The sequence below is a fragment of the Mesorhizobium sp. 43Arga genome (assembly GCF_053714255.1).
Genome location: NZ_JBSKBO010000003.1, coordinates 136,336 through 161,338 on the forward strand (window position 1 = coordinate 136,336; position 25,003 = coordinate 161,338).

Below are 25,003 nucleotides of genomic sequence, written 5' to 3' on the forward strand. Positions count from 1 at the left end.
GAAACATCCGGGGAATTCCTATATGTAGTGCTCGGCGTGACTCAGGAGACAGCGTGTTCCTTTCGGTTTTCGACCTGTTCAAGATCGGCATCGGCCCCTCGAGCTCGCACACGATGGGCCCGATGACGGCCGCGCGGCGGTTTCTCGACGAGGTCGCGGGTGACGACTGGCCGCGGCCTGCCGGCGCCAAGGTCGCCCGCATCGGCGCCAGCCTGCATGGCTCGCTCGCCTATACCGGTATCGGCCATGGCAGCGACCGCGCCGTCATCCTCGGCCTTGCCGGCCAGACCCCGCAAACGGTCGATCCGGACCAGGCCGACGACATCATTGGCCGCATCACCGCCGACAAGCTGATTTCGCCGCCCGGCCACCCATCTTACAATTTCGACCCGGCCACCGATCTCGTGCTCGACCGCAAGACACCGCTTACCGGCCACGCCAACGGCATGGCGTTCTATGCCTATGACGCCAGCGGCCGCCTGCTGCTCAAGCGCATCTACTATTCGATCGGCGGTGGCTTCGTGGTGTCGGAAGAAGAGCTGCAGCGGATGAAGGCCAAGGGGTCGGTGACGACTGAAGGCAAGAAAGTGCCGTATCCCTTCAAAAACGCCGTCGAGATGCTGAAGATGGCGGCCAAGAGCGGGCTATCCATCGCCGAGATGAAGCGCGTCAACGAGGAATCGCAGATGTCGCGCGAGGACCTCGACGCCGGCCTCGACGCCATCTGGGGCGCGATGAAGGGCTGCATCGACCGTGGCCTGTCGCAGGACGGCATCATGCCGGGCGGGTTGAAGGTGCGGCGCCGGGCCCGGCAATTGCACGACAAGCTGCAGGAACAGTGGCAGCAGAACCGGCCGAATCCCTTGCTCGCCAATGACTGGCTGTCGATCTACGCCATGGCGGTCAACGAGGAGAATGCTGCCGGCGGCCGCGTCGTCACCGCGCCGACCAACGGGGCGGCCGGCACGCTGCCGGCGGTGCTGCGCTATTGGCTGCATTTCCATCCCGAGGCCGACCAGCCGAGCATACGTGACTTCCTGCTGACGGCGGCGGCCGTCGGCGGCATCATCAAGACCAATGCGTCGATCTCGGGCGCCGAGGTCGGCTGCCAGGGCGAGGTCGGATCTGCCTCGGCGATGGCCGCGGCCGGCCTGTGCGCCGTCATGGGCGGCACGCCCGAGCAGGTTGAGAATGCCGCCGAAATCGCGCTCGAACACCATCTCGGCATGACTTGCGATCCGGTCGGCGGGCTGGTCCAGGTGCCGTGCATCGAGCGCAACGCACTGGGCGCCGTCAAGGCGGTGACCGCCGCGTCCCTGGCGATCAAGGGCGACGGCGTCCATTTCGTGCCACTCGACGCGGCGATCGAGACCATGCGCCAGACCGGCCTCGACATGAACGAGAAGTACAAGGAAACCAGCCTTGGCGGGCTCGCCGTCAACGTCGTGGAGTGCTGAGCAAGGCTTGGCACTGTGGAGAAGTCCGTCAGGCCGTTGACGTCCCGGCGCTCCGGACTAACCTTAGCGAATGGCTCTCAATCTGCTAAAACTGTGCGTCGGCTGCGACAGCGTCGAGGATCTCGAGGAATGGATCGAGTTCCGTCTCGATGAACGGCGCCGGGCCGGCGAACCGGCCGAACACTGGCACACCACCCGCATGGTGCCGACGCGCGGCACCGAGATCACCGATGGTGGTTCGCTCTACTGGGTGATCAAGGGCAATGTGCAATGCCGGCAGCTGATCACCGAGATCCGCCCCTTCACCGATAACGAGGGCATCGGGCGCTGCCATCTGATGCTCGATCCGCATGTCGTGCGTACCGACTGGCAGCCGCGCCGGGCTTTCCAGGGCTGGCGCTACTTGAAGCCTTCGGATGCTCCGGGCGATCTCGGCAAGGGCAAGGCCGGCCTGGTGGAGATGCCGCCGAAACTCAGGCGCGAGCTTGCCGATCTCGGCTTGCTGTAGGCCTTCGCGCGCAAGCCTTGCCGGTTTTGGCGCTGGCTTTTCTGGCCCTCCATCTTGCTTCCTGCTGGACTTGCAAGCGGCGCGACAACGCCACATCTTGAAATTCATGCGCGATGAAAAGCTGTCGAAGCCTACAAGGACGGCGGGGTTGGAGAGCCATCCCTTATGGCGATCCTTTTCCTGTCCGGGTGAAGGCCATCATTCCGGCGCAGAAAAAGTGTCGGATGACATTACGCGGCTGTCCGGGCGGACAGGGCATCTGCGGGGCGGTGGCAAATGTTAGGCGCAATTATCGGTCTGGTCGCATTGCTGCTGGTGCTCCTGGGCGTTGCCTCGGCCTTCCTGCGGGCCGATCCGGCCCGGCTGGCAACCGGCATGAGAACACTGGGACCGATCCTGCTGGCGCTGGTGGGCGCCGCCGTGCTTCTGGTCGGTCGAAGCGGAATCGGCGGCGTCATGCTGTTCGTGGCGATCGGCTGGTATGCCGCCACGCGAATGCACCGGCCCGATGTCAGGCCGGCGCCGGGAAAACGCTCAACGGTGCGGACGGCAGCGCTCGAAATGGAGCTGGATCACGATACGGGCGGCCTCGAAGGACTGGTTTTGGCCGGCCGCCATGACGGCAAGATGCTTGGCGCGATGGGCCTTGCCGAGCTGCAGCATCTTTACCGCGAACTCTCCGGCGACGCGGAGAGCCGCCAGTTGCTAGAGACGTATCTTGACGGCAGATTTCCCGTCTGGCGCAAAAACACTGAGACGAACGGTGGCGAAGGGCTGGGTGTTACGCCAGGTCCGGGCGCCATGACTAAGGAGGAGGCCTACAAGGTCCTTGGTCTTGAAGCGGGGGCCGCCGCGGCGGATGTCCGCAAGGCGCACCGCCGCCTGATGCAGCGCCTGCACCCCGATGTCGGCGGCACGTCTTTCCTGGCGGCGCGAATCAACGAAGCCAAGGACGTCTTGCTCTCCAATCACAACTAGTCTCCTTCGACGCAGAAATTTTCCGGGAGATGCTTCCACGCCGCCCTACTGCTGGACGGCGTAGCACTCGATTTTCTTCTTCTTCAAAGCGGTGCAGGCCTTCCAGGCGGCGTCCTTCGAACCAAAGCCGCCGAAACGGGCGCGGTAATAGGTGACGCCGTCCTTGTCGAAGGCAACGGTGAAGCCGGAAGCATCCGCCAGCACCTTCGGCGCCTGCTTGCTGGTCTTGTCGAGGACGGCCTGGGCTTCCGACTGCTTCTGCGAGGAAGCGACCTGGATGGCCCAGCCCGACGGCACCGACGCGGTGTTGACGGGATCGACGGTTGGCGTCGGCGCGGCAGCCGGCGCCGGCTCGGCATAGGCGGCCACGACCTGTGCGGCGGCGACCTTGGGGGCGGAGACGATGACCGTCTTCACCTTCTTTGCCGGGGCAACCAGCGTGGGCGCTTCGCCCTGGTCATTGCTGTCGGCATTGTCATCCTCGGCAGCCGTCGCGTCATCGGCAGCCGTCGCGTCGTCGGCAACGGCGTCATCGGCGCTGGCCACCGCGACCGGCTTGTCGTCCGGGGTCGGCGCGTCGTGCTTGGGCAGCAGAACCTTGGCAAGGGCCTTGACCGGGTTGCTGCTGTCGGCCTTGGCGACGAGGTCGCCGCTACCGCGGGTCGAGGCCCTCGGCATGTAGGTGTTGATCAGGGAGGCCATCTGGTTGTCGCGGCTGCCGCCCGACGTGCCGCCCATAACAACAGCGACGAGCCGGCGGTTGCCATCGTTGACCGACGAGACAAGGTTGAAGCCGGAGGCGCGGGTGTAGCCGGTCTTGATGCCGTCGACGCCCTTGATGCGGCCGAGCAGGCGGTTGTGACCGTTGATGCGCTGGCGGCCGTAGAGAAAGGAGCGCTGCGAGAAATAGCCGTAGTATTGGGGGAAATGCTCCCTGAGCGCGATGCCGAGCGTTGCCATGTCCCGCGCGGTGGTGAACTGGCCGGGGTCGGGCAGGCCGTTGGCGTTGCGGAAGACGGTGCCGTTCATGCCGAGAGCCCGCGCCTTGGCGGTCATCATGCGGGCAAAGGTGGTTTCATCGCCGCCAAGCATCTCACCCAGCGCGGTGGCGGAGTCGTTCGCCGACTTGGTGACGATCGACAGGATCGCGGTTTCGACCGAGACCGAACCGCCCGGCTTCACGCCGAGTTTCGTCGGCGCCTCGGCGGAGGCCTTGGCGGAAAACACGACGGGCGTGTTGCGGCTGATCTTGCCCTTCGCCATCGCTTCGAAGGTCAGATAAAGCGTCATCATCTTGGTCAGCGACGCCGGGTAGCGCCTGCCATTGGCATCCGCGGAGTACAGCACCTTGCCCGTCTTGGCGTCCACGACGATGGCGGCAGGCCGCGCTGCCAGCGAGGAGGCGACGTCGGCGCAAACGAACGTCATCGCCAGGGCGAGGACCATGATCGCTTTGAGGGGGGAGGTGGATTTGGAAACGATGCCCAACAACGCCTTACGCACTGATATTTCCCTTGAATTCTTCGTTGCGTTGGAGGCGGCAAAGGGTCCTGCCTCACTTTCAGCCAAGCTAACGGGGCAGCGTTACCAATCCGTTTATGGTAACCGCCGCGTTCACCATTTTCTTCGGGCTTGAAACGCACTTTATTTGATTTTTAGCCATTGCCGGCGCAGGCGGACCCCGCACGCCCGCGAAATATTGACTTTTGTGCGGCGCACAATATATTGAGGTGCATTGCACAACGGCGCCCCGAAGAAGGACGCCTCAACCGTCAAGGGAATCGTGAAATGACCCAGACCTATGAGGACTTCAGCAAATACGGCAAGGAATTCGCGGACACCGGTTTGAAGAGCTTCGCTTCGCTCTCCAAGGGCGCCCAGGCGATCGCCACCGAGGCCGGTGAATACACCAAGAAGAGCTTTGAGGCCGGCAGCGCCGTCGTCGAGAAGCTGTTTGCGGCCAAGTCGTTGGACAAGGCGATCGAGATCCAGTCGGACTACGCCAAACAGTCCTACGAGGCGTTCGTCGCCGAGGCCACCAAAATTGGCGATCTCTATGCCGAACTCGCCAAGGAAGCGTACAAGCCGTTCGAATCGATCGTTGCCAAGGCGAAGTAATTTTCGCCCCGACAGTTTCAGATCCGGCCCTTTGGGCCCAGGACAAAACCCGGTCGCGGAAACGCGGCCGGGTTTTTTCATGCTAATTTCCGGTTTGCGGCGGCGTAGCGCTTCACGATTGCGAAAATCCGCCAAGTTTGGTCACCTAGCCATATTGTCAGCTAACCAGAAGGGCTTAAAATCGTCCATCGAACACCTACATGTCGAACTCGCATGGGGATTCGAAAAAGGCAGGATTACGTGACGATCGGTTTGACTGCCACGAGACAAGTGGCGCGGATGCAAAACGGCGGCGGCGACGGCAATGAGGCCGGCCGCGGGACGGCCGTCATCACGCGCACCAAAACCAAGACCAAGAAGCCCAGCCTTTACCGGGTCCTCATCCTCAACGACGACTACACTCCCATGGAGTTCGTGGTTCATGTGCTGGAGCGTTTTTTCCAGAAGGACCGCGAAGCCGCCACACGCATCATGCTTCATGTTCACAATCATGGAGTGGGCGAGTGCGGGATCTATACATTCGAGGTGGCCGAGACCAAAGTGTCTCAGGTCATGGATTTCGCCCGACAGAATCAGCATCCGCTGCAATGCGTGATGGAGAAGAAGTGAGGTAACATGCCGGCTTTCTCCCAAGGCCTGGAAAAGGCGCTTCACCAGGCGCTGACGCTCGCCAATGAGCGGCACCATGAATACGCAACCCTTGAACATCTGCTGCTCGCGCTGATCGACGACACCGAGGCGGCCGCCGTCATGCGCGCCTGCAACGTCGATCTCGACGAGCTGAAGCACACTGTTCTCACCTATATCGACACCGAGCTCGACAATCTGGTCACCGGCTACGACGAGGATTCCAAGCCGACCGCCGGCTTCCAGCGCGTCATCCAGCGCGCGGTGATCCATGTCCAGTCGTCGGGCCGCGAGGAGGTGTCTGGCGCCAATGTGCTCGTCGCCATCTTCGCCGAGCGCGAGAGCCATGCCGCCTATTTCCTGCAGGAACAGCAGATGACCCGTTACGACGCGGTCAACTACATCTCGCACGGCATCGCCAAGCGCCCCGGCGCATCGGAAACGCGCTCGCCGCGCGGCGCCGATGACGAGCAGGGCGGCCAGAACGGCGCCGAGCCGCAAGAGGAAGGCGGCAAGAAGAAGCAGCAGCAGGACGCGCTGACGGCTTATTGCGTCAACCTCAACAACAAGGCCAAGGCCGGCAAGATCGATCCGCTGATCGGCCGCGAGTCGGAAATCAACCGCACCATCCAGGTGCTGTGCCGCCGCTCCAAGAACAACCCGCTCTATGTCGGCGATCCCGGCGTCGGCAAGACGGCGATCGCCGAAGGTCTCGCCAAGCGCATCGTCGAGGGCGACGTTCCCGAAGTGCTGCACAATGCCACCATCTTCGCGCTCGACATGGGCACGCTGCTGGCGGGCACGCGCTACCGCGGCGATTTCGAGGAACGGCTGAAGCAGGTCGTCAAGGAACTCGAGGACTATCCGGGTGCGGTGCTGTTCATCGACGAGATCCATACGGTGATCGGGGCAGGGGCCACCTCGGGCGGCGCCATGGACGCGTCGAACCTGTTGAAGCCGGCTCTGTCGTCGGGTGCGATCCGCTGCATCGGCTCGACCACCTACAAGGAGTTCCGCCAGTTCTTCGAGAAGGACCGTGCTCTGGTGCGGCGCTTCCAGAAGATCGACGTCAACGAACCGACCATCGAGGACGCCATCGAGATCATGAAGGGCCTGAAGCCCTATTTCGAGGAGTTCCACAAGGTTCGCTACACCTCGGAAGCCATCAAGGCCTCGGTTGAGCTGTCGGCGCGCTACATCAACGACCGCAAGCTGCCGGACAAGGCGATCGACGTGATCGACGAGACCGGCGCCTCGCAGATGCTGGTGCCGGAAGCCAAGCGCAAGAAGACCATTGGCATCAAGGAGATCGAAGCGACGATCGCCACCATGGCGCGCATTCCGCCGAAGACGGTTTCGGCCGATGACGAGAAGGTGTTGCAAGGCCTCGATATCGAGCTGAAGCGTGTCGTATATGGCCAGGACACCGCTATCACGGCGCTGACCTCGGCGATCAAGCTGGCCCGTGCCGGCCTGCGCGAACCGGAAAAGCCGATCGGCTCGTATCTGTTCTCGGGTCCGACCGGCGTCGGCAAGACGGAAGTGGCCAAGCAACTCGCCGCCTCGCTCGGCGTCGAGCTGATCCGCTTCGACATGTCCGAATATATGGAACGCCACACGGTTTCGCGGCTGATTGGCGCGCCTCCGGGGTATGTCGGTTTTGACCAGGGCGGCCTGCTCACCGACGGCGTCGACCAGCATCCGCACTGCGTGCTGCTGCTCGACGAGGTCGAGAAGGCGCATCCGGACCTGTTCAACATCCTGTTGCAGGTCATGGACCACGGCAAACTGACCGACCACAACGGCAAGCAGATCGACTTCCGCAATGTCATCCTGATCATGACCACCAATGCGGGCGCATCGGATGCGCAGCGCGCGGCGATCGGTTTCGGGTCGACCAAGCGCGAAGGCGACGATGTCGAGGCGATCAACCGGCTGTTCACGCCGGAATTCCGCAACCGTCTCGATGCGATCATCCCGTTCGGTTCGCTGCCGGTGCCGGTGATCCATCAGGTGGTGCAGAAGTTCGTCATGCAACTCGAGGCCCAGCTCTCCGAGCGTGGCGTCACCTTCGACCTGTCGCCGGATGCGATAGCCTGGCTGGCCGACAAGGGCTATGACGAGCGCATGGGCGCGCGGCCACTCGGCCGTGTGATCCAGGAGCACATCAAGAAGCCGCTGGCTGACGAGGTGCTGTTCGGCAAGCTCAAGAAGGGCGGCACGGTGCGCGTCACCGTCGAGAAGAAGGAAACGGGCGAGACCGGCCTGAAGCTCGAATCGCTGGCCGACGAGGCGCCGGTGAAGCCGAAGAAGGAAGAGCCGGAAGACGCGCCGAAGCCGCCCAAGGCCGTGGCCAAGAAGCCTGCCGCCAAGAAGGTCGTGGCGCAGAAGCCGGAGCCCAAGGGCAAGGATGGCGGCAAGCGCAGCCTGGTCCCGCAACTTCCCCGCAAGGGCTGATCGGCGCGCACTCGAAAGGAGCCCCGGCAACGGGGCTTTTTTCATTTGGGCAATAGGGTGGCTGGGGCCGATCGGCCCTCAACCCGAACAGGGCCCGCAAAGCGATCCGCTGGCGGCTGATGCAAGATGGCGCTCAGCCGGGCGATCGAACCGCTGGCCGGTTGTGAGGTCAGCTCCCAAGCGCCGCGCGTATTTTCGCGGCGTTCTCAACCAGCACTTCGGGTTTTTCCATCGTGCCCGTGTGCGGCTTCAACGGAATGCCGTCGAAGCGCGGGATGACATGGACGTGCAGGTGATAGACGGTCTGCCCCGAGGCTGGCTCGTTGAACTGCAGGATGGTGACGCCGTCGGCATTGAGTGCCTTCTTGACCGCCTGTGCCACCTTCTGGACGACGTTGAAAAGCGGGCCGAAGGTCGACGGGTTGGCGTCGAGCAGATTGCGCGACGGGGCTTTTGGCACCACCAGCGTATGGCCGGGTCCTTGCGGCATCACGTCCATGAAGGCGACGACGGCGTCGTCTTCGTAGACGCGGTGCGAAGGAATTTCTCCACGCAGGATCTTTGCGAAGATGTTGTCGGTCTCATAGGCGGTTTCAGCCATGGCGAACACTCCGGATTTTGCCTCGCGTCCCGTGTAGCGAAGCTCTTCGGGAGCGGCAAGACGACGGGACGGGCGATCAGGCGAGATCGGCCATGCCAGAAGGCCTGCTACTCCTCGAGATCCTTGCGGAACGGGGTATGTTCTTCGAGATATTCGCCCATCCGCTCCACCTCGCGCCGTTCGCGCTGGAGATAGTCTGCCACCGCATTGCGCAGGCCGGGATGCGAAATGTAGTGGGCCGAATGCATTGTCACCGGCCGGTAGCCGCGCGCCAGCTTGTGCTCTCCCTGCGCGCCCGCCTCGACCACCTTCAGCTTGCGCTCGATGGCGAAGTCGATGGCCTGGTGGTAGCAGACCTCGAAATGCAGGAAGGGATGATCCTCGATACAGCCCCAATTGCGGCCGTAGAGCGCGTCCGAGCCGATGAAATTGATGGCGCCGGCAATGTAGCGACCGTTGCGCCTGGCCATCACCAGCAGGATATCGTCCGCCATGCGCTCGCCGATCAGCGAGAAGAACTGGCGGTTCAGGTAGGGGCGGCCCCATTTGCGGCTGCCGGTGTCCATGTAGAAGGCGAAGAAATCATCCCAGGCCTTTTCGGTCAGGTCCTTGCCGGTCAGCCGGTCGATGGTGATGCCATCGGCAAGCGCCTCGCGCCGTTCCTTCTTCATCGCCTTGCGCTTGCGCGAGGCAAGCGTGGCGAGGAAGTCGTCATAGGTCGAAAAACCTTCGTTGAAGAAGTGGAACTGCTGGTCGGTGCGGTGCAGGAAACCGGCGGCCTCGAGCATCGCGACATCGCTCTCCTGTGCGAAGGTGACATGTGCCGAGGACACGCCGAGCTTGTCGGTCACCATTTTGAGGCCAGCGGCAAGCCCGGCCTTCACTGCATCCGCATCCTCGCCTTTGCCGACCAGCAGGCGAGGGCCGGTGACCGGCGTGAACGGCACGGCGCATTGCAGTTTCGGATAATAGCGGCCGCCGGCACGCTCGAAGGCGTCAGACCAGCCGTGGTCGAACACATATTCGCCCTGGCTGTGCGATTTGAGATAGCAGGGGACAGCGCCCAGCAACCTGCCTTGCGCGGTCTCCAGCCTCACATGATGTCCCTGCCAGCCGGTGCGCCGCACGGCGCAGCCGGAATCTTCCAGGGCGCTTAAAAAAGCGAATGAAACGAGCGGGTTATAGCCATTTTCCGCATCGCCGCGCGTGGTGCCGGCAAAGCCGTTCCACTCGTCGCAGGTGAACGCGCCGATGCCCGCGGCGATGCGGATCGAATAGTCCGCATTTGCAGTTTGCCCGTCGCCATCGTCGCCCTGATCCATGAGGCTTATTTAAGCTCCATCCGGGCCGCTACAAATCACGTTTCAGACACTCCGCTCAAGCGACTTTGACCAGGTCGGGTTCGAACCCTTCGAATGTCATCTGATCGGCATATTTGAACGTCAGGTCGATCGCGGGCTGATCATGCACCGTCCAGGTGATGACAGGCATTTTGAGCTTTTCACGCACGAAGCTGACGAACGGGTTTGGCAAGTCGCCGGCGGCGTAGGACGTGAAGGATAGCTCATGCGCCAGCATGGAAAAATGCGCCTCGATCAGCTTGAGGTCCTTGCCGTAGGCGGTCAGGCCAGCGGGAATGCCGGGTGCATCTTTCGGGAAATCGCGGATCAGCCAGTGATCGAACGACATGATCGCCGCCTTGCCCTTGTAGCGCTTGAGCATCTTGCCGACGCGGGCGACCAGTCCCTCATCGCGGCCGGGAATGCCTTTCAGTTCGACGACCATGGGCACGCGGCCGTCAACGAGGTCGAGCGCTTCCTGCAGCGTCGGCACGCGGTCGGATGTGCCGCCAACCCTAAGCGCGGTCAGTTCGGCCGCGCTGCGCTGCCAGACGAAACCGTCCTGTCCGGTCAGTCTTTTCAGATCGTCGTCATGGATGATGAGGGGAACGCCGTCCGACGACAGATGCACGTCGCATTCGATGGCGTAGCCTCGTTCGGCCGCGGCGGTGAAGGCGGAAAGCGTGTTTTCCCAGCGCGTCTTGTTCATGTCGTGGAAGCCGCGATGGGCAACGGGCCGAGCGATCAGCCAAGATAGGTCGGTCATGTCAGGCCTTCGTTCATTCGACTTCGAAGATGGCTTCGATCTCTACTGCGGCATTAAGCGGCAGGGAGGCGGTGCCGACGGCGGAGCGAGCGTGCTTGCCGCGCTCGCCAAGGGCGGCGACAAGGAAATCGGAAGCGCCGTTGGCGACCAGATGCTGCTCGACAAAGTCGGGGGCAGAGGCAACGAAGACAGTGATCTTCACCAGCCGGCTGATCTTCTCCAGGTCGCCGAGTGCAGCCTTGGCTTGCGCCAGAATGTTGATCGCGCAGTATTTCGCCGCCTCCTTGCCGCTTGCCGTATCGACGTCGCGGCCGAGCAGGCCGCTCGCGTGCAGCTTGCCGTCCTTGAGCGGCAATTGCCCGGCGGTGAACAGCAGATTGCCCGACCTGCAGTAGGGAACGTAGTTGGCGGCAGGTGCGGCCGCGACAGGAAGCGTCACGCCGAGATCGCTTAGCCGCTTTTCGATTGTTTCACTCATTGCTTTTCCCTATTGCTGGAAGGCGCCGCGCTGGCGGGGCCGAAATTGCTATTTTTGCCTCGCTTCCGCCACGAGTTTTTTTAAGCTGGACCATCTTTCCCTGCGGCCTGCCATCAGCCGCGACGATCGGAGTACCTCATGCGCGCAGCGCGCCTTGCATTCCATGCCGTTCTGTTGTCAGCGGTGTTCCCGATGGTCCCCGCCTTCGCAGTACCGGCGCTGCAGGCTCATCGCGCCGTGTATGACCTTACCCTCAAGAAGGCGGACGATCGCTCCGGTATAACAGGCATATCCGGCCGCATGGTCTATGAATTCAATGGCTCGGCGTGCGAAGGTTATACGGTGAAATTTCGCTTCGTCACCCAGATCGTTACCGCCGAGGGCACGAAGCTGACGGACCAGCAGACGACGACTTTCGAAGATGCCGAAGGCAAGACTTTTTCCTTCGTGACCAAATCCTTTGTCGACCAGAACCTCGACAAGGAGGTCAAGGGCATCGCCACGAAAGACGCCAAGGGCCTCAAGGTCGATATCGACAAGCCCCAGAAGAACAGCCTGGAACTCGCTGCCACCCAGTTTCCGACCCAGCATCTTGTCGAGTTGATCGGCAAGGCCGAGAAAGGCGAGAATTTCTACCAGACGAACCTGTTCGACGGCTCGGAGGACGCCAACAAGGTGATGACGACTACTGTTGTCGTCGGCAAGAAGACCGAAGCCGACAAGATCGATCCGGAGGCTCCCGCGCTGGCCAAGCTCGCCACCGACAAGTACTGGCCGGTCGACATCGCCTATTTCGACGACAACGCCCAGAACGGCGAGGAAGTGCCGGAATACCGGATCAGCTTCAAGCTGCACGAGAACGGCATCACCCGTGATCTCACCATGGACTATGGCGACTTCTCGATGACCGGCAAGCTGGTCAACCTGTCACTTTTCGACCAGACGAAGCCTTGTCCGGCGTCGAAATAGGAGGGTTGCTCAATTGAGCTGGCCGTGGCGGGCTTGATGGCAGTCTATGTCGACGCGGCGATCTGGAAATGGGCCGGCCATCGCTGGTGCCACCTGATGGCCGACGACATAGACGAGCTGCATCGTTTCGCCGCCGCCCTGGGCGTCAAGCGTTCTTCCTACGAGGGACCGCCCAAGACATCCGCTCCGCATTATGACATAACCGGTTTCGAGCGCGACCGCGCGGTGCGGCTCGGCGCCATCGAATGCAGCCGCGAGGAGATCGTCGCGATCTTCCGGCGCGTGCGGGTGCCCAATGGAAAGGCCAAGCGATGACACCAACGGCATTTCTGGCTTATTGCGCCGCCGTCACACTCGCCGCCGCCACGCCGGGGCCAGCGATGTTCACGGTCATCACCAATGGAGTGTCGCGCGGTTTCCTTCGCGCATTCATGGCCGGTGTCGGGGTTGCCGCCGGCGATGCCGTGCTGGTCACTCTGGCGCTGCTCGGCCTGGTGGCGCTGGCGCAAACCTTCGAATGGATATTTCTCCTGCTGAAATATGCTGGCGCCGCCTATCTGATCTTTCTCGGCATCAAGATGTGGCGCGCCTCGGCCACCCAATCAAATGAGCTGCGGACGGGCGAGGCGAGATTGTCCCGGTCGTTCTTCCTCGGCGCGTCGATTGCGCTGGGCAACCCCAAGGCGATCCTGTTCCACGCCTCGATCATGCCGCTGATCCTCAACCTCGACACGCTGACTTTTGTCGATGGCCTGCTGGTGGTGGCCACCGTCATCAGCGTCAATATCCTGACCATGGGGGTCTATGCAGCCCTTGCGGGCCGGGCTTCGGGCTGGTTCAGGACGCCGAAGGGCATGCGGCTGATGAACCGGTTTGCCGGCAGCGCCATGATCGGCACCGGAGCGCTGATTGCCGCACGCTGAGCGGTAACACGCTTGCACATAAAACGCTGGCACATAAAACGCTGGCCCGCTTGCGTTTGTCGCGCTTCCCCTCTATATGCGCGCTCATTCCACACACGGACTTTGGTGTCTGCCCGGGAGAAATCCGGCTGAAACCTCCGGTGGTGTTCGAGGACATTGTCCAAAAATGCCTGTGTCCGTGGAGGCTAACCGGAAAGGAAAATGAGAATGGCTCTGCCTGATTTCAGCATGCGCCAGCTTTTGGAAGCTGGCATTCACTTCGGCCACCAGACCCACCGTTGGAACCCGAAGATGGCGCCCTATATCTATGGCGCCCGCAACAACATCCACATCATCGACCTCTCGCAGACGGTGCCTTTGCTGCACCAGGCGCTGAAGCAGGTTTCCGACACCGTCGCCAAGGGCGGCCGCGTGCTGTTCGTCGGCACCAAGCGCCAGGCGTCCGACATCGTCGCCGACGCAGCGCAGCGTTCGGCCCAGTACTACGTCAATTCGCGTTGGCTCGGCGGCATGCTGACCAACTGGAAGACGATCTCGAATTCGATCCAGCGCCTGCGCAAGCTCGACGAGATGCTGGCCGGCGAGGCCCAGGGCCTGACAAAGAAGGAACGCCTGAACCTCGACCGCGAGCGCGAGAAGCTCGACAAGGCGCTCGGCGGCATCAAGGACATGGGCTCGACGCCTGACCTGATGTTCGTGATCGACACCAACAAGGAAGCGATCGCCATCCTGGAGGCCAAGCGCCTCGGCATTCCGGTGGTCGCCATCATCGATTCGAACTGCGATCCGGACAAGATCGACTTCCCGATCCCCGGCAATGACGACGCGGCCCGCGCCATCCAGCTCTATTGCGACCTGATCGCCAAGGCTGCGATCGACGGCATCGCCCGTCAGCAGGGCGCGCTCGGCGTCGATATCGGCGCTTCGGTCGAAGCCCCGGTCGAGCCGGCGCTCGATCCGGCTCCGTCGACCGAGGCCCCGCAGGCGTAAAACGGCGAGGGCCGGTTCCGGCCTTCATCTTTCTAATATTTTGGCACGCTAAACGGACGCATCATCGAGTGCCGGTGGTGCGTCGGTGCATTTAAAACAAAGAGGCGACAATGAGCATTTCGGCTGCACAGGTCAAAGAACTCCGCGACTTGACCGGCGCGGGCATGATGGACTGCAAGGCGGCGTTGAACGAGACCAACGGCAACATGGAAGAAGCCGTCGACTGGCTGCGCAAGAAGGGCATCTCCAAGGCGGACAAGAAGGCCGGCCGCACCGCGGCCGAAGGCCTGATCGGCGTCGATGCCGGAGTGCGCGAAGCTGCCGTCGTCGAGGTCAATTCCGAGACCGACTTCGTTGCTCGCAACGCCGCTTTCCAGGAAATCGTCGCCAACGTGGCCAAGGTTGCTCTCGCCTATGGCACGACGGAAGCCGTGGCTGCCGCGAAATATCCGGGTTCGGACAAGTCGGTCACCGACACTATCAAGGATGCTGTCGGCACCATCGGCGAGAATCTGGGCTTCCGCCGCTCGGCCAAGCTGACCGTCCCGCATGGCGCGGTTGCGACCTATGTCCACAACGCGGTTGCCGACGGTCTTGGCAAGCTCGGCGTGCTGGTTGCGATCGAAACCACCGGCAACGAACATGCCGCCAACGCCTTTGGCCGTCAGGTCGCCATGCATGTCGCCGCAACCAACCCGATGGCGCTGACGGCGGAGCAGATCGATCCGGCAGCCGTCGAGCGCGAGAAGGCCATCTTCTCCGATCAGGCGCGCCAGTCCGGCAAGCCGGAAGCGATCATCGAAAAGATGGTCGAGGGCCGCCTGCGCAAATTCTACGAGGAAGTCGTGCTCCTGAAGCAGGCCTTCGTGCTCAATCCCGACATCACCGTCGAGAAGGCGCTGAAGGATGCCGAGAAGGAAATCGGCGCGCCGGCCAAGATCACCGCTTATCTGCGCTTCGCGCTCGGCGAAGGCATCGAAAAGGAAGAGACCGATTTCGCGGCGGAAGTCGCTGCGGCGGTCAAGAAGTAAACTTCCTACCGCTTTAGTCCGAAAGCGTTTTTCGGCCGGATGTCCGCAGGGATGTCCGGCCGATTTCTTGTGCGGTGTCGATAAAGGCCCGCAGTTTCGGCGCCATCGCCGCCCGGCGCGGGAAGTAGAGGAAAAGGCCAGGTTCCTCGATTGCCGATTGCGGCAGAACCTGCACCAGGCGGCCGGCTGCAAGATCGGCGCGCGCCAGCGGCTCGAACATATAGGCGAGGCCCACTCCGGCAAGCGCCAGGTTAATCGCCGCCAGCGAATCCGTGACGATGGCCGTGCCTCCGGTCTCCATGGCGATATCCTTGCCGTCTTCGGTCAGATCCCAGCGATAGAGGGCACCGGAGCGGACAAGCCGGTAGCCGATGCAATTGTGGTTGGCGAGATCGGCCACGCTGCGCGGACGGCCGCGGCGCCCGATATAGGCGGGGGAGGCGACGATGACGGTTTTGAACGGAGGTGTGAGCCGCACGGCCAACATGTCCTGCGCGATCATCTCGCCCAGCCGGATGCCGGCGTCAAAACCTTCGCCGACGATGTCGACCAGTCCCTGATCGGCGAAAATCTCCACCGTAACGTCCGGATAGCGCTCGGCCATCGCCGCGACGACAGGCGTCACCGCCAATGGAATCGCGATGGTGGAGGCGTTGATCCTGAGCAGGCCGGACGGCCTGCCCTTGACGCTGCGGATTCGATCGACCCGTTCACCGATATCCTGAAGGGCAGGGGCCGCGGTCTCCACCAGCGCCTTGCCGGCTTCTGTCAACGAAACGCTGCGCGTCGTGCGAGCGAACAATGGCTGGCCTATGCGCTCCTCGACCAGGCGCACGGCATGGCTGACCGCTGATGGGCTCATGCCGAGTTCGGCCGCGGCAAGCCCGAAGCGGCCGCGCCGGGCAACGGCTACGATGACGGGCAGATGTGTGAGAAGATCCCGGTCCATTCATGAACAATATCGCATGGTCTTTACGAACAGTGCAATCTTATCGATGTCAGGGCAGAGGCCCACATTGTCCGCAACAGCGATTTGCTGATGGCATCAAGGAGAAGAGACATGAACGCGTTGAAGCACGTAACGTTCGCGGCAGGCATGGCGCTGGCGCCGATCGATGCCGGCGGGGCCGAACCAGTCGGCTGGCATGCGCTCGCGGACGAACGCGCCGTCATTCGGATTGCCGATGCCATCGACCGTGCCGTCGACGCGCAGAATTGGAAACTGGCGCGCAGCTACTTCGCGGATCGGGTTACCGCCGATTTCAGCAGCCTGTCCGGGCAGCCGGCGGCCAACATCGGCTCCGACGACCTGATCGGCGCCTGGGCCGGCAATCTCAAGGGCGGCAAGACGAGCCTGCATCTGCGCACAAATCACCAGGTCGTTCTCGAGGCGGATACGGCGACGGTCCGTTCGAACGGCTATGCCTGGAACCGGATGGAGGGCAATGGCGACCCGCTTTGGGAAGTCTGGGGCACTTATGAGCATCATCTGACGCGCTCCGCCGCCGGCTGGAAGGTCGACGGCTTCGCGTTCCACATGACGCATGAGCGCGGCAACCCCTGGGTCAAGGCAACGCCGGGCAATGACACTGCGGGCCAGTGACGGAGCGGCATTCACCAGCAAGCATTGGAAGACGATCATGACCATGACCTATTACACGCTTGGCAACAGCGGCCTCAGGGTCAGCCGGCTGGCGTTGGGTACGATGACTTTCGGCAAGGAATGGGGTTGGGGAGCCGACAGGGACACAGCCCGCGCGATGTTCGATGCCTATGTCGAGGCGGGCGGCAATTTCTTCGACACGGCGGATCTCTACACCGGCGGCACGGCCGAAGCCTGGCTTGGCGAATTCATCGCCGACCGAGGCTTGCGCGACACCGCGGTGATCGCCAGCAAGTTCACCATGAACATGCAGGCGGGCAATCCGAATGCCGGCGGCAACGGCCGCAAGAACATCATGCGGGCCGTCGATTCCTCACTGAAGCGGCTGGGCACCGACTATATCGATCTCTATCTCATGCATGTGTGGGACAGGCTGACGCCGGCCGAAGAGGTCATGCGCACGCTCGATGACCTGGTGCGGATAGGAAAGGTGCGCCATGTCGGCCTGTCCGATGTGCCGGCCTGGTATGCAGGGCGGGCACAGGCGATCACCGAACTGCGCGGATATGAGCCGGTTTCGGCCCTGCAGCTTGAATACTCCCTGGCCGAGCGCTCGATCGAGAACGAGTTCGTGCCTTTCGGCACGCGCCATGGCGCCGGCATCATGGTCTGGAGCCCGCTGGCCAGCGGGCTGCTGAGCGGCAAGTATCGGCCGGCTCAGGCCGGAAATGCCGGCCGGCTCGACGGCTTCCGCAATTCGACGCATCCGGGATTCCAAAAGTTCACGGAACGCAACTGGGCCATCGTGGCCGAACTCGAAAAGGTCGCATCCAAGCTCGGCCGCAGCATGCCACAGGTCGCGATCAACTGGGTGGCGACGCAGCCGGGGATTGCCACGGTCATCCTTGGTGCGACCACGCTTGCCCAGATACAGGACAATCTTGGCGCGCTGGACTTCGAGATTCCGGCAACGCTTCGCGATCGCCTGGATTCGGTCAGCAGAACGCCGGCGCCGTTCCCCTATTCCTATTTCGGGCCGCAGATACAGGCGCGCGTCACGGGCGGTGCCGCAACCGGTGACAAGCCGTCCGGCTATGCATCGCCGGTGCTTGTCGAGGGCGAGCCAGCCAGCGTGTCGACCGACTGATCGATCCGGCAGGTTGCCACCCATTTGCCCGTCGGGCGCCGCGTGACATCGCGGCGCCCTTCGTGTATCGGAACTCGGCATCGCGCCAATGTTCGGGGCGCGGCGCCTGCGCGAGGGCGGCCTGCCCAGGCGTGACCACATACAAAATGACGAGGACCAGATGACGGTGAAGCCCCTCTACCGACGTGTCTTGCTGAAAGCGTCGGGCGAAGCGTTGATGGGCGAACAACATTTCGGCATCGATGTCTCGGTCGTGGATCGCATTGCCGCCGACATCGCCGAGGCCCGCGCGCTGGGTATCGAGGTCGGCGTCGTCATCGGCGGCGGCAATATCTTTCGCGGCGTGGCCGTCGCCTCCAAGGGCGGAGACCGCGTCACCGGCGACCACATGGGCATGCTTGCCACGGTCATCAACTCGCTGGCGCTACGCACCTCGCTGAACAAGATCGGCGTCGACGCCGTGGTGCTGTCCGCGATCGCCATGCCGGAGCTGTGCGAAAGCTTTTCACAGCGCCAGGCTACCGCCTACATGAACCAGGGCAAGGTGGTGATCTTTGCCGGCGGCACCGGCAATCCGTTCTTCACCACTGATTCGGCGGCGGCACTGCGCGCGGCCGAAATCGGCGCCGATGCGCTGTTCAAGGGCACGCAAGTCGATGGCGTCTATTCGGCCGATCCGAAAAAGGATCCGAATGCGACCCGGTTCGAACGCATCAGCCACGCCGAAGTCATAAATCGTGGCCTTTCCATCATGGATACGGCTGCGATTGCACTTGCGCGCGAAAACAACATTCCGATAATCGTCTATTCGATCCACGAAAAAGGTGGTTTTGGCGATATTCTGAGGGGCGGCGGCCGTTGCACGGTCGTCGCGGACGATTGATCCGGGGCCTGATCCCTAAAAGGGAAAACCGGCTGTTCGAAAATCAGGCTCGAACGGGGCCTTGCCCCGAGGCAGTGAACCCGCGGCAGACGGGTCGAGGAGACTAAGATGAGTGGTGAGTACGACGATCTCAAGCGGCGCATGGATGGGGCAATCGCCGCGTTCAAGCATGACCTGGCTTCGCTGCGGACCGGCCGCGCCTCCAGCAATCTGCTCGACGCCATCCAGGTGCAGGCCTATGGCACCACCATGCCGATCAACCAGGTTGCCAACGTCACGGTGCCGGAACCGCGCATGATCTCGGTGTCGATCTGGGACAAGTCGATGGTCGGCGCGGTCGACCGCGCCATCCGCGAATCCAACCTGGGCTTCAACCCGATCGTCGACGGGACCAATCTGAGGATTCCGCTGCCGGAGCTCAACGAACAGCGCCGCAAGGAACTGGTCAAGATCTCGCACGGCTACGCCGAGAACGCCCGTGTCGCCGCGCGCCATGTGCGCCGCGACGGCATGGACTTCCTGAAGAAGGCCGAGAAGGATGGCGTGATCAGCGAGGACGATCAGCGCAAGCGTTCGGACCAGGTCCAGAAGCTTACCGACGAAACGATCAGCACCATCGATCATCTGCTTTCCGACAAGGAAGCTGAAATCATGCAGGTTTAGGGTTGGCCGCTGGCTGACCCGAAAGCGAGATCATGACAACGCCCGCGCATGTCGCGATCATCATGGATGGAAATGGACGCTGGGCCAAGGCGCGCGGCATGCCGAGGCTTGCCGGTCATCGCGCCGGCGTCGAGGCGTTGCGCAAGACCGTGCGCGCGGCGCCCGATCTCGGCATCTCCTTCCTGACGGTCTACGCTTTCTCGTCGGAGAACTGGTCGCGGCCGAAGTCCGAGGTCAGTGACCTGATGGGGCTGTTGAAACTGTTCATCCGCCGAGATCTTGCCGAACTGCACCAGAGCGGCGTGCGGGTCAGGATCATCGGCGACAGGGCAGGGCTGCAGGCGGATATCAGGGGGTTGCTCGAAGAGGCCGAATCGCTGACCGCCCGCAACGAGTCCCTGACGCTGGTAATCGCCTTCAACTATGGCGGGCGCGACGAGATCGTCCGCACGGCACGCAAGCTTGCCTTGGCCGCGGCGCGCGGCGAAATCGACGCCGAATCGATCACCGCCGATAGCTTTGCCGGCGGTCTCGACACGCAAGGCATTCCCGATCCGGAACTGGTCATACGCACCAGCGGCGAGCTTCGCCTGTCCAACTTCCTGTTGTGGCAGGCCGCCTACAGCGAGCTCGTCTTCCTGCCATGCTATTGGCCTGACTTCAGCCGCGAACACCTTGCCGAGGCGTTGCGCGAATTTGCCGGCCGCGAGCGCCGTTTCGGCGGATTGGGCCAGCCAGACGTCGCTTCGCGACCGGCCGCGGGATGAGCAACCTTCAGCTCCGCGTCATTTCAGCGGTCGTGCTTGCCGTCATCGCCCTCGGCCTGACCTGGCTTGGCGGCCTGCCTTTCCGGCTGCTGTGCGCGGCCATGTCGGCGATGATCTTCTACGAGTGGACACGCATGTCGCGGCCAGCCGCGGCCAATGGGCTTGGCTTCCTGCCCGAAGCACTGGTCGTCGTGTTCATCGGCGCCTTGATTGCCGGGCTTGCCGCGCCATGGCTGCTGCTGCTCGTCGTGATTCTGATTGCCGTTACGGCGATTGCCGCCGTGGTTCGCAAGGCCGGGCAGTGGGAGGCAAGTGGTCTTGCCTATGCCAGCGTGTCCGGCCTGTCGCTTGCCCTGCTGCGTGATGGCGACCATTCGGGCCTCGTCGCCATCCTGTTCCTGTTCGCGGTCGTCTGGGCGACCGACATTTTTGCCTATTTCGTCGGGCGCGCCATCGGCGGTCCCAAACTGGCGCCGTCGATTTCGCCCGGCAAGACGCGCAGCGGCGCGCTCGGCGGCGCTGCTGGTGGCGTTGTCGCCGGGGTCGTGCTGGCAGCAGCCGCCGGTGCCGGCAATCTGGCCTTGCTCGGCCTTGTGGCGCTTGCGCTTTCGATTGTGGCCCAGGCCGGAGACCTGTTCGAATCCTGGGTCAAACGGCGGCATGGCCGCAAGGATTCGGGCATGCTCATTCCAGGCCATGGCGGCGTCATGGATCGTGTCGACGGGCTTGTCGCGGCGGCTCTTGCCCTATACGTCATTGGCTGGATTTCGGCGGGCGCCGATCATCCGGCACAGGGGCTGTTTCCGATTTGAACGGTGTCGTTTCACGATCTGGTGCGGGCGTGCCTTGGATTCGCCTGGATTGATGTCACAGTCACGGCGACAGCGGAAGAATTTGAGGACATGAGTTGAACGGGATTCTTCACGCGATTTTCAGCACGGAAGGCTTGTTTCTCGGCACGCTCGTGCCGTTTCTGTTCGTGCTGACCGTGGTGGTGTTCGTCCACGAGATGGGCCACTACCTCGTCGGCCGCTGGTGCGGCATCGGGGTCAGGGCCTTCTCGATCGGCTTCGGCCCCGAACTCATCGGCTTCAATGACCGGCATGGCACGCGCTGGAAGCTTTGCGCCATACCGCTTGGCGGCTATGTCAAATTTGTCGGCGACATGAACGCCACCTCCAGCCAGCCCACGTCGGAAGAGCTGGAGACGCTGACCGACGAGGAGCGCAAGGTCGCCTTCCACACACAGGCCATCTGGAAGCGCGCGGCGACCGTGGTGGCCGGGCCTCTGTTCAATTTCCTGCTGACGATCGTCGTCTTTTCCGTGCTGTTTGCCTCCTATGGGCGCTATGTCGCAGAGCCCATGGTGGCGGAAGTCACGGCAGACAGTCCGGCGGCAAAGGCCGGCATCCAGCCTGGCGATCGCTTCGTCAGTGTCGACGGCAGCAAGGTCGAAACCTTTGGCGATGTGCAGCGGCTGGTCTCGGGCCGCGCCGGCGATACCATCACCTTTGTCATGCGGCGCGACGGCAAGGAAGTCACGGTGACAGCGACGCCGCAGTTGATGGAGCAGCAAGACGCGCTCGGCAACAAGGTCAAGGTCGCCGTGATCGGCGTCGTCAACAACAAGGAACTCGGTCAGCCTCGTCTCATCACCTACACGCCGGTCGGGGCGGTTGCGGCGGCAGTCGAGGAAACAGGCCACGTCATCGAGCGCACCGGCCAGTTCTTGCAGCGTTTCGCCGTCGGGCGCGAGGACAAGTGTCAGTTGGGCGGTCCCGTCAAGATCGCGGACATGGCCGGCAAGGCGGCGAAACTCGGTTTCGAATGGCTGGTGCAGCTCGTCGCGCTGCTCTCCGTCGGCATAGGTTTTCTAAACCTTTTGCCGATTCCCCCCCTCGACGGCGGCCATCTGTTGTTCTACGGGGTGGAGGCCGTCATTCGCCGGCCGGTGTCGGAACGGATGATGGAAATGGCCTATCGGGCCGGTCTGCTCCTGGTCTTGTGCTTCATGGGTTTCGTGTTCTGGAACGATCTGTTTGGATGCTGAAATCATGAAGAAATTTGGCTTTGGCATGGTCGATGTTGAGACGCCGTTTACCATGCACGGGGATATGAGTGACGCGAAAGCCACGCACCAGGGTTAAGTAAATACAAATTAACCAGAAGCCTTGCGTGTAGGGAAAATCCGGTTAATACGGTAGGGGAAATTACCGCACGTCCGGTTTTCTCGCCGTGGGGACTACGAGAAAAGGTTATTAAGCCCGATGAAGGCAGCATCCAAGTTTCTGAGCGCCGCGTCAGCGGCGGCACTGTCCGCCGCTCTGGTCGTGCCAGGTGCGCTCGCAGTACAATTCGTTGCCACATCGGCGGCTGAAGCCGCTGTCGTCAGCAGGGTGGAGGTGAGCGGCAACCAGCGTGTCGACGCCGAAACCATCCGCAATTACATCACCATCAAGCCGGGCAAGGCCTTCTCCAGTTCGGACGTCGACGCGGCCGTCAAGGCGCTGTTCGGCACCGGCCTGTTCTCGGACGTCCAGATCAACCAGGTCGGCTCGACGCTGGTGGTCAAGGTCGCCGAATATAAGGTCGTCAACCAGGTGCTGTTCCAGGGCAACAAGAAGCTCAAGGACAATGCGCTCGAGGCAGCGGTTCAGCTGAAGCCGCGCGGCACGTTCTCCCAGGCGACGCTCGATTCCGACGTCGAGGCTGTCAAGGCCGCCTACAGGCGCATCGGTCGCGATGATGCCGGCGTGACCACGCAGGTCATGGAACTCGGCGACAACCGCGTGAACGTGGTCTTCCACATCACCGAAGGCGACCGGACGCAGATCGCGGCGATCAATTTCGTCGGCAACAGCGCCTATTCAAGCCGCCGTCTGTCGGACGTGATCAACACCAAGCGTTCGTCCTGGGTGTCGTTTATCCTGCGCGACGACGTCTATGACGAGGACAAGCTGCGGGCCGACCAGGAGCTGCTGCGCCGCTTCTACTACAATCACGGCTATGCCGATTTCCAGGTCGTGTCGGCCGTCGGCGAACTCGACAGCGCGACGAACAAATACACGGTCACCATCACCGTCCAGGAAGGCGAACGCTACAATTTCGGCGATATCAGCGTCGAAAGCACGATCCCGGAAGTCGACTCCAAGTCGCTGGAATCGGTGGTCGAGACCCGCAAGGGCGACGTCTACAACGCCAAGGATGTCGAGGACTCCATTATCGCGCTCACCGAGAAGGTGGCGGGTTCAGGCTATGCCTTCGCGCAGGTGACGCCGCGCGGCGACCGCAATTTCGAGAACCATACGATTTCGGTGGTCTATACGGTCGACCAGGGCACCAAGGCCTATATCGAGCGCATCGAGATCCGCGGCAACGACCGCACGCGTGACTATGTCATCCGCCGTGAGTTCGACGTCAGCGAAGGCGATGCGTTCAACCAGGTGCTCATCCAGCGCGCGAAGAAGCGCCTGGAAGACCTGAATTATTTTGACAAAGTCGAAATCTCGACGGTGCCCGGCTCGCAGCCCGACCAGGTCGTGCTGGTGGTCGACGTGGTCGAGAAGTCGACCGGTGAATTCTCCGTTGGCGCCGGCTATTCGACCGGCGGCGACTCGGCAGGTCCGTCCGTCGAAGGGTCGATCACCGAGCGCAACTTCCTCGGCCGCGGCCAGTTCATCAAGCTGTCGGCGGGTGGCGGCAAGAATTCGCGCGACTACGCCGTATCGTTCACCGAGCCGTATTTCCTCGGTCGACGCATCGCAGCGGGCTTCGACATCTACAAGTCGACGAGGCAGTACAACGGCAACTACGACAGCGACACCACCGGTGCGACGGTGCGCTTCGGCCTGCCGATCACCAACAGCATTACGACACAGCTGGCGTATAACATCTCTCAAGAGAAGTATAAGGTCGACGACAGCTGCAATCCCACTGATGCGCTTCCGCAGGGCAACTGCAACATTTCCCAGGCCATCTTGGATGGCATCGCGGAAAGCCCCTGGATCAAGTCGTCGGTCAGCCTGGGGCTGGTCTACAACACCATCGACGACATGAAGAACCCGCATGAGGGTATCTATGCCAACACGACCGTCGAGGTCGCGGGTCTTGGCGGCGATGCCAAGTTCGTGAAGATCACCGGACGCGGCAGCGTCTATCAGACGCTGTCCGAGCAGCTTGACCTTGTCGGGCTCATTTCAGGTGGCGCAGGGCATGTCGAGGGTTACGGCAACAATGGCGACCTGCGCATCTTCGATCACTTCCAGAGCACCGATCGCATGATCCGCGGCTTTGCCTATGGTGGCATCGGCCCGGTTGCTTCCGACACCAGCGGCGACCATCTGGGCGGCACGACCTATTTCAACGCTTCGGCAGAGGCCCAGTTTCCGCTGCCGGTCATTCCCGAGAGCTTTGGCCTGCGCGGCGCGGTGTTTGCAGATGCGGCGACGCTTTATGGCAGCAAGCTCGCAACCGGCCTTGTCAATCAAGATTCTACTGGCATGAAGGTGCGCGCTTCGGTCGGTCTCGGCTTGATGTGGGCTTCGCCGTTCGGCCCGATCCGTATCGACTACGCGATCCCGGTCAAAAAGGAAGCGAGCGACGACGTGCAGGAATTTAACTTCGGCATATCGACCCGCTTCTGATCGGCGGCCAACGATGCTCCCGGGTTTTTTGGATCCGGGAGAAATGTTCCGACC

At 62.4% G+C, this 25,003-nt stretch carries 25 protein-coding genes; 19 read left to right on the top strand and 6 right to left on the bottom strand.

Going from position 1 to position 25,003, the window contains the following annotated elements; translation table 11 throughout:
- The first annotated feature begins 53 nt into the window (after positions 1–53).
- From ACWGS8_RS13300 to ACWGS8_RS13310, 3 genes are all read left to right on the top strand, one after another.
- Positions 54–1,457 carry an L-serine ammonia-lyase gene (locus ACWGS8_RS13300; RefSeq protein ID WP_454581386.1) on the top strand — a complete coding sequence of 468 codons (1,404 nt, stop codon included), beginning with the start codon at positions 54–56 and terminating at the stop codon, positions 1,455–1,457.
- Between the two features lie 70 nt (positions 1,458–1,527).
- On the top strand, positions 1,528–1,965 hold the full coding sequence (locus ACWGS8_RS13305; protein WP_454581387.1) for a DUF1489 family protein: 438 nt from the start codon (positions 1,528–1,530) through the stop codon (positions 1,963–1,965).
- A gap of 276 nt (positions 1,966–2,241) precedes the next feature.
- Positions 2,242–2,943, top strand: coding sequence for a DnaJ domain-containing protein (locus tag ACWGS8_RS13310; RefSeq protein ID WP_454581388.1), 702 nt, complete (start codon positions 2,242–2,244; stop codon positions 2,941–2,943).
- Positions 2,944–2,988: 45 nt separating this feature from the next.
- On the opposite strand, the gene ACWGS8_RS13315 is transcribed toward ACWGS8_RS13310, so the two are convergent.
- Positions 2,989–4,446: a D-alanyl-D-alanine carboxypeptidase gene (locus tag ACWGS8_RS13315; protein WP_454581389.1), complete on the bottom strand. Its 1,458-nt coding sequence runs from the start codon at positions 4,444–4,446 to the stop codon at positions 2,989–2,991.
- Between the two features lie 285 nt (positions 4,447–4,731).
- On the opposite strand from ACWGS8_RS13315, the gene ACWGS8_RS13320 reads away from it, so the two are divergent.
- From ACWGS8_RS13320 to clpA, 3 genes are all read left to right on the top strand, one after another.
- Positions 4,732–5,061 carry a phasin family protein gene (locus ACWGS8_RS13320; protein WP_454581390.1) on the top strand — a complete coding sequence of 110 codons (330 nt, stop codon included), beginning with the start codon at positions 4,732–4,734 and terminating at the stop codon, positions 5,059–5,061.
- Between the two features lie 279 nt (positions 5,062–5,340).
- Positions 5,341–5,670 (top strand): ATP-dependent Clp protease adapter ClpS, encoded by a 330-nt coding sequence (clpS, locus tag ACWGS8_RS13325; RefSeq protein WP_454581759.1) that lies wholly within the window; start codon positions 5,341–5,343, stop codon positions 5,668–5,670.
- Between the two features lie 6 nt (positions 5,671–5,676).
- Positions 5,677–8,145 (top strand): ATP-dependent Clp protease ATP-binding subunit ClpA, encoded by a 2,469-nt coding sequence (clpA, locus tag ACWGS8_RS13330; RefSeq protein WP_010909564.1) that lies wholly within the window; start codon positions 5,677–5,679, stop codon positions 8,143–8,145.
- 169 nt (positions 8,146–8,314) lie between these two features.
- Here clpA and ACWGS8_RS13335 read toward each other — a convergent pair whose 3' ends face one another.
- The 4 genes from ACWGS8_RS13335 to ACWGS8_RS13350 all read right to left on the bottom strand — a co-directional run bounded on the left by ACWGS8_RS13335 (position 8,315) and on the right by ACWGS8_RS13350 (position 11,330).
- Positions 8,315–8,746, bottom strand: coding sequence for an HIT family protein (locus ACWGS8_RS13335; protein WP_454581391.1), 432 nt, complete (start codon positions 8,744–8,746; stop codon positions 8,315–8,317).
- A 107-nt stretch (positions 8,747–8,853) separates the two neighbouring features.
- Positions 8,854–10,068, bottom strand: a complete 1,215-nt coding sequence (locus ACWGS8_RS13340) for a GNAT family N-acetyltransferase (protein ID WP_454581392.1) — start codon at positions 10,066–10,068, stop codon at positions 8,854–8,856.
- Between the two features lie 55 nt (positions 10,069–10,123).
- Complete coding sequence (locus ACWGS8_RS13345; RefSeq protein ID WP_454581393.1) at positions 10,124–10,852, bottom strand: glycerophosphodiester phosphodiesterase; 729 nt, start codon at positions 10,850–10,852, stop codon at positions 10,124–10,126.
- A 13-nt stretch (positions 10,853–10,865) separates the two neighbouring features.
- Entirely contained in the window at positions 10,866–11,330 is a 465-nt protein-coding gene (locus ACWGS8_RS13350; RefSeq protein WP_454581394.1) for a RidA family protein, read from the bottom strand.
- 138 nt (positions 11,331–11,468) lie between these two features.
- On the opposite strand from ACWGS8_RS13350, the gene ACWGS8_RS13355 reads away from it, so the two are divergent.
- The 5 genes from ACWGS8_RS13355 (at position 11,469) to tsf (ending at position 15,243) form a co-directional block, all read left to right on the top strand.
- The gene (locus tag ACWGS8_RS13355; protein WP_454581395.1) at positions 11,469–12,299 is read left to right on the top strand and encodes a cell envelope integrity EipB family protein; all 831 of its coding nucleotides are present in this window, start codon (positions 11,469–11,471) and stop codon (positions 12,297–12,299) included.
- Between the two features lie 36 nt (positions 12,300–12,335).
- Positions 12,336–12,614: a DUF4031 domain-containing protein gene (locus ACWGS8_RS13360; RefSeq protein ID WP_454581396.1), complete on the top strand. Its 279-nt coding sequence runs from the start codon at positions 12,336–12,338 to the stop codon at positions 12,612–12,614.
- Complete coding sequence (locus ACWGS8_RS13365; protein ID WP_454581397.1) at positions 12,611–13,222, top strand: LysE family translocator; 612 nt, start codon at positions 12,611–12,613, stop codon at positions 13,220–13,222. Before ACWGS8_RS13360 ends, ACWGS8_RS13365 begins: the two co-directional genes overlap by 4 nt.
- Positions 13,223–13,429: 207 nt before the next feature.
- The gene (rpsB, locus tag ACWGS8_RS13370) at positions 13,430–14,212 is read left to right on the top strand and encodes a 30S ribosomal protein S2 (RefSeq protein WP_010909556.1); all 783 of its coding nucleotides are present in this window, start codon (positions 13,430–13,432) and stop codon (positions 14,210–14,212) included.
- Between the two features lie 110 nt (positions 14,213–14,322).
- Positions 14,323–15,243, top strand: a complete 921-nt coding sequence (gene tsf, locus ACWGS8_RS13375; protein ID WP_454581398.1) for a translation elongation factor Ts — start codon at positions 14,323–14,325, stop codon at positions 15,241–15,243.
- 13 nt (positions 15,244–15,256) lie between these two features.
- Here the strand turns inward: tsf and ACWGS8_RS13380 are convergent, their stop codons facing one another.
- Positions 15,257–16,192 carry a LysR family transcriptional regulator gene (locus ACWGS8_RS13380; protein ID WP_454581399.1) on the bottom strand — a complete coding sequence of 312 codons (936 nt, stop codon included), beginning with the start codon at positions 16,190–16,192 and terminating at the stop codon, positions 15,257–15,259.
- Positions 16,193–16,303: 111 nt separating this feature from the next.
- On the opposite strand from ACWGS8_RS13380, the gene ACWGS8_RS13385 reads away from it, so the two are divergent.
- The 8 genes from ACWGS8_RS13385 to bamA all read left to right on the top strand — a co-directional run bounded on the left by ACWGS8_RS13385 (position 16,304) and on the right by bamA (position 24,949).
- The gene (locus tag ACWGS8_RS13385) at positions 16,304–16,846 is read left to right on the top strand and encodes a nuclear transport factor 2 family protein (RefSeq protein ID WP_454581400.1); all 543 of its coding nucleotides are present in this window, start codon (positions 16,304–16,306) and stop codon (positions 16,844–16,846) included.
- A 37-nt stretch (positions 16,847–16,883) separates the two neighbouring features.
- On the top strand, positions 16,884–17,993 hold the full coding sequence (locus ACWGS8_RS13390) for an aldo/keto reductase (RefSeq protein ID WP_454581401.1): 1,110 nt from the start codon (positions 16,884–16,886) through the stop codon (positions 17,991–17,993).
- A gap of 160 nt (positions 17,994–18,153) precedes the next feature.
- On the top strand, positions 18,154–18,876 hold the full coding sequence (gene pyrH, locus ACWGS8_RS13395) for a UMP kinase (RefSeq protein ID WP_454581402.1): 723 nt from the start codon (positions 18,154–18,156) through the stop codon (positions 18,874–18,876).
- A 108-nt stretch (positions 18,877–18,984) separates the two neighbouring features.
- The gene (gene frr, locus ACWGS8_RS13400) at positions 18,985–19,539 is read left to right on the top strand and encodes a ribosome recycling factor (RefSeq protein WP_010909550.1); all 555 of its coding nucleotides are present in this window, start codon (positions 18,985–18,987) and stop codon (positions 19,537–19,539) included.
- Between the two features lie 32 nt (positions 19,540–19,571).
- Entirely contained in the window at positions 19,572–20,306 is a 735-nt protein-coding gene (locus ACWGS8_RS13405) for an isoprenyl transferase (protein WP_454581403.1), read from the top strand.
- The gene (locus ACWGS8_RS13410; RefSeq protein WP_454581404.1) at positions 20,303–21,118 is read left to right on the top strand and encodes a phosphatidate cytidylyltransferase; all 816 of its coding nucleotides are present in this window, start codon (positions 20,303–20,305) and stop codon (positions 21,116–21,118) included. Before ACWGS8_RS13405 ends, ACWGS8_RS13410 begins: the two co-directional genes overlap by 4 nt.
- A gap of 95 nt (positions 21,119–21,213) precedes the next feature.
- Positions 21,214–22,356: an RIP metalloprotease RseP gene (rseP, locus tag ACWGS8_RS13415; protein WP_454581405.1), complete on the top strand. Its 1,143-nt coding sequence runs from the start codon at positions 21,214–21,216 to the stop codon at positions 22,354–22,356.
- A 217-nt stretch (positions 22,357–22,573) separates the two neighbouring features.
- Positions 22,574–24,949 carry an outer membrane protein assembly factor BamA gene (gene bamA / locus ACWGS8_RS13420; RefSeq protein ID WP_454581406.1) on the top strand — a complete coding sequence of 792 codons (2,376 nt, stop codon included), beginning with the start codon at positions 22,574–22,576 and terminating at the stop codon, positions 24,947–24,949.
- Positions 24,950–25,003 lie beyond the last annotated feature (54 nt).